We start from the raw sequence: 4536 nt of genomic DNA, 5'->3' as shown, positions 1-4536 counted from the left end.
AACCCGACGCCGATCACCTACTCGGTGACCGACACCCGCGGAAACACCGTAGAAGCTCAGGTGACAGTCACCTACGTGCCCGTAGAGGTCGTGGACGACGGCGGCAGCAATCCGGTGACGGACGACGGCGGCAGCAATCCGGTCACGGACGACGCCGACAAGACACCGGCTAAGGGCGGACAGCCGCTGGCGGACACCGGAGCGAAGATTGGTGGCGCCGTAACTCTCGCACTGGCATTGCTGGGCGCAGGTCTGGTGCTCGTTCTCCGTCGGCGCCAAGCTTAGCGGAAGGTAGAAAGGAAGGTCCGGCATCTCGATGCCGGACCTTCCCTGCGTCCTGCAACAGTTCGGGACTGGAGGGTCTAAGAGATTGGACCCTCCACGCCTGCGGCGCTCTCCCCATGGTGTCGCCAGCTACCGGTCCCCTTTTCTCAAACGGAATCTTGAAGAAAAGTTGAGAATAATTTGAGCGGTTTGGGCCGAAAACATAGTTCGGAGATGAAATATTCATCAATGGACTTCGCGGTTGGGGAAACCGGGTTTATCTCCCCTGCCGTTATTGGATGTTGCCAGCGTGATAGTCGCTGGCGGATGAACGTACAAATGGGGGAATCAAATGGGCAACCATCATGGCCAGGCAACTCAAAAAAAGGCTATAGCGCTGTCTGCCGCAGGACTCGTCCTGGTGGCAGGGGCCACCGTCACCTCGCTCGCAGCCTGGACCGACACTGAATGGATTTTTGGTGGCGCGGGCGCAGACCCTGGGCTCATCGGCACAAGCAGCTTCAATGTACAGCAGAACGTTACCGCTGACGCTACCTCCTGGACCGATAGGGAAACACGTCCGGGCGGCCGAATCGACTTCAGCGCAGAAGCGTCGTCGCTGGTACCGGGCGAAACGGTGTATGCATTCGTTCGCCTCAGGACGGCAAGCGGTTCGGACGCCGGTGATCTGACGCTGAACGCTGAGGCTCCGCTTGAGGGCTCTTCCCAGTTGCTGTACAGCGCGCTCACGTATCAGGCGGGTCGGGTCAGCGGCCCTCAGGCATGTAACGCTGTGGGTCTCGCTCAGAGTCTTACTGAAGGCAAGCAAATCGTTGCTGCCGGTTCTGCTTTGAACGCGGTAGATGAAGAACGCGAATTTGAACTAAAGGCCGACAGCGGCAACGAAGAAACTCTCTGTTTCGCTCTCACTCTGCCAAACACCGAAGCCAACGCTGCCAATAAACAACTTCAGGGCCAGGCTGCCTCCCCAGTCTGGAACTTCGAGGCCATCTCCAAGTAATTCGTGGCTCCCTTCAGCGTCACTACCACGCGACAGCCCAGGCACCGGGGCAACAATCGCATCGACCGGTCCGGAATCCTCTATGCCGTGTCCATGGCCATTGCAGCTCTGGTTGTTGCGGTGGCTGTGGTGGGTCCTGTGGCCGGCCTGCACACTGTGCGACTGGTAACTGGATCCATGTCTCCGAGCCTGCCCGCCGGCGCCTTGCTGGTGGTCAAGGACACTCCAGCAGCCGAGGTCGTGCCCGGCGATGTGGTGATGGTCCAGCGCCCGGACCACCGCCCCGTGACACACCGGGTGGTCGCCGTCGCTCCGCCTTCAGTTGAGACCGGCGGCAGGATCGCGCTCACGCTGCGCGGAGACGCCAATGAGACGGACGATCCCCACCCGTATCTGGTCGAGCGCGTTGGTCTGATGATCGTCGGCGTCCCGTGGGGCGGTCAAATGGCCGAGTTCGTCCGGTCTCCAGTGGGCATGGGCGTACTGACCGTGCTGTTCAGCTCATTAGTGCTGTGGGTGCTCTGGCCGGCAGGCAAGAACACCCTAGCCAGACTGATCGAAAGTTAGCTCGAATGTTGGCAATGACTCTACGGGCAGCGGGAGTGCTGCTCCTTTCCTGCCTCATGGGTTCCTTACCTGCCAGCGCAGAGGACGCAACCTCTCAGGAGCATGCGCTGGCTGTCGTCAACACCACGGATGGTCCCCTGAGTCTGGAGGTCTCCCCCTATCCACTCAAATTCAAGGACCTCACGCCGGGCGACTCGGTTGCATGGACTGTCACGCCCAAGCTGCGGGTGGGTTTCTCCGGCCCCCTGAGCCTACAAATAGTTTCGGCCGGACCCCTGGCAGAAAACGACGCCGGTGCTCAGCTCACGCTGCTACGTTGCGGTCAGCCGTGGATACAGGAACAGTGCGCTTCCGGCGCGATTCGCATCGTCGACGCGCCGCTCAACGTCATCGATCCTGAGCGGGTGCATGACCTGGGCTTCCTGTCAGCGGAGCAGGGCGTGTACATCCACGCGAGGTTCACCATGCCGATGAACCTGCCCGACCACCTCCAGGACAGCGCCGCCACTTTCGGGCTGGGCTTCAACGCGCTCGGTGATGCCGAGAACGTCACCAACGCGCCTCCAACCTCATACCCTCCGCGCACACCGCTCGCAGATACCGGGGCCGGTGGCCTCCTCGGACTGGGTGGTCTCGGCCTGCTGCTTGCCGTTACCGGAATCGCCGTCCGTTTCCGAAAGCACAAAGGGGTGGAGTCATGAGGCCACTGCGTGGGCCTGTTGCCGCTTCTGCCGGGCTCGCCCTTATCGGCACCCTCATCATTCCCACTTCTGCCGCAAGCTGGACCGACCGTGAATGGAACCATGCCGCCGTCGGCACGCTCGACTGCGCGACCACCGACAATGCAACAACCCGAGGGGCCGGCAAGCTACTTGGGGGTGAGGTGCTCGGCACAGATCTGGACACGCTCGCAGGGGTGCAGGACGTCGTCGTTGCTCATGACGGAATAGAGTCGAGCGTCGATCCCCAGAACGCAACAGGACTCGGCGATGATGCCTACGCCAACCCGTTGAATGTCGAGGCGCTACAGTCGGCCAACGCCGGGCTCACGGGCGTGCTGGTCCTTCCATTGGGAGCCGAAGCGGGCATGGTCAATCAGTTCGGCCAGGCGAAGGAGACCGGCTACTCCGCGGGGGCGGCCGGCACAGTCAGCAACTCCGGCGGCATCGACCTGCACCCCGAAACAGACCCCGAGCTCCCGCGCTTCGCCACACTTGAACTGGGCTCGGTCCTGGACCTGGTCTTGGGCGAAGGCACGGGCGCCGCTATCACCAACCTCACGGACGTACGCCTCGGCATCGGAGCGGTGGCCAGCAGGGCACAACTGGACAAGTGCACGGCCGACTGGCAAGGCAACATCTATTCCGCGATGAGCCGGCAGTACGCGATTGCGGGTGTGGAGGCCGAGCTGGAGACTCCCCTCGTCGGAGGTCTCGCCTCCACAACGAATGCCGGGCTAAGCGACCTCGAGTCAACGGTGTTAAAGCTGGGCGGCCCTACCGGGGCGATCGATGAAATAACAGATCTCGTCCTCGGCCCCAGCGGGCTGGGACCAGTGCTCGGCGCTCTGTTGCTGGATGAGGAGAACATGGTGGCGGACCTAGGCCTCACCATAAACCTTTCCGCAGTACGATCTCTCCTCACGGAGCCGATTAGCAATGCGCAGGGAACCGTGGTTATCGCTCCGCAGCAAGGCACTGTCATCGTAGATTTGGCTGCGCTGCTTGGCCCGGAATATCAGGATTCGGCCGGCCTGAACGGTTTGGCTCCCAATACTCAGTTGCTGATCAACCACACGGGTTTGGACGCGCTGACGCACGCCCTGAAATCGACACTGGACGAATGGACCGTCCGGGTCTTGACGGCGATCGAACACAGTTTGGACGCTATCGAAGTACAGCTCAGCATTACTTTGCCGCTCAAGCTGATGAACGGGCTGCTGCCCGTCGAAGTAGGCATGCTTAGTATCTCCATTGGAGACTCGACCACCGGGACAGGAGTCAGCCTGGCAGCACTGAGGGCGGGACAGGGCGACATAAAAGTAGATGTGACTGCTTCCGGAGTCTGTTCCGGCACCCTCGTCGGCTCCCTTTGCAGCGTGGTCGATGGTGTTACCAAGAGTTTGGCTGGCTTCGCGTCGAATCAGATTCTGGGTCCGCTCCTTGCCGGGGTTCTAGACCGCAACCTTCAGCCGCTGGTCACCGGCCTCAGAACTGACCTGCACGCTCTGGCCGATCCGCTGGTTTCGTTGGTTTCCTCCGCACTAGCGGAACTCTTTGGCCGCGACAGCGTCCTTTCACTGGTGGCCAATGCACAAAACCAGCCAGACCCAGCGGAGATGTCCGGTTCAAATCCTGCCTGGGTAGCGCCAGACCCCTACCCGGAGCTTGAGGGAACAGGACGCTACGACGTCGCCGCCCTCCGGATCAACGTCCCCGGGTCACCCGGATTGGTGACTCTGGACCTAGCGCGCTCCTCGATAGGTCCTAACACCGTGCGATGATCCCCTACTCACCTACCCAGGTGACTGGCGCTCTACTTCCCCGGGATCTCCGCCGCTGCGAGTTCCGGAGCAGCAATCCTACGTCGAACCGATATTGCGTTCCGGGGGCATCACAACACCATCCCGGCCAAGAAGGCTGCATAGGAACCTGCCGCAGCCCAGGCAAACCCATCACGAATCC

5 protein-coding genes are annotated in these 4536 nt (G+C 61.6%); all 5 read left to right on the top strand.

Annotated elements, in window-relative coordinates:
* Positions 1-285, top strand: a 285-nt coding sequence (locus tag RIF85_RS14670) for an MYXO-CTERM sorting domain-containing protein (protein WP_309072640.1), incomplete at its 5' end; no start/stop codon positions are given.
* Positions 286-616: 331 nt separating this feature from the next.
* A complete protein-coding gene (locus RIF85_RS14665) occupies positions 617-1285 on the top strand; it encodes an acyl-CoA dehydrogenase (protein ID WP_309072639.1) in 669 nt (222 codons plus the stop codon).
* Between the two features lie 3 nt (positions 1286-1288).
* Complete coding sequence (locus RIF85_RS14660) at positions 1289-1852, top strand: signal peptidase I (protein ID WP_309072638.1); 564 nt, start codon at positions 1289-1291, stop codon at positions 1850-1852.
* A gap of 14 nt (positions 1853-1866) precedes the next feature.
* Positions 1867-2553 carry a hypothetical protein gene (locus RIF85_RS14655; protein WP_309072637.1) on the top strand — a complete coding sequence of 229 codons (687 nt, stop codon included), beginning with the start codon at positions 1867-1869 and terminating at the stop codon, positions 2551-2553.
* A complete protein-coding gene (locus tag RIF85_RS14650) occupies positions 2550-4355 on the top strand; it encodes a choice-of-anchor G family protein (protein ID WP_309072636.1) in 1806 nt (601 codons plus the stop codon). Before RIF85_RS14655 ends, RIF85_RS14650 begins: the two co-directional genes overlap by 4 nt.
* Positions 4356-4536: the final 181 nt, after the last annotated feature.

The sequence above is a fragment of the Arthrobacter sp. genome, from assembly GCF_031179385.1.
Classification (GTDB): Bacteria; Actinomycetota; Actinomycetes; order Actinomycetales; family Micrococcaceae; genus Arthrobacter_D.
The sequence above is the reverse complement of the archived record's forward strand: the minus strand, read 5'-3'. Positions and strand labels throughout refer to the sequence as shown.

What these genes read in the sequence shown, in the direction of transcription:
- RIF85_RS14665 (WP_309072639.1), top strand. Translation starts at nt 617, where the DNA reads ATGGGCAACCATCATGGCCAGGCAACTCAAAAAAAGGCTATAGCGCTG.
- RIF85_RS14655 (WP_309072637.1), top strand. Translation starts at nt 1,867, where the DNA reads ATGACTCTACGGGCAGCGGGAGTGCTGCTCCTTTCCTGCCTCATGGGT.
- RIF85_RS14650 (WP_309072636.1), top strand. Translation starts at nt 2,550, where the DNA reads ATGAGGCCACTGCGTGGGCCTGTTGCCGCTTCTGCCGGGCTCGCCCTT.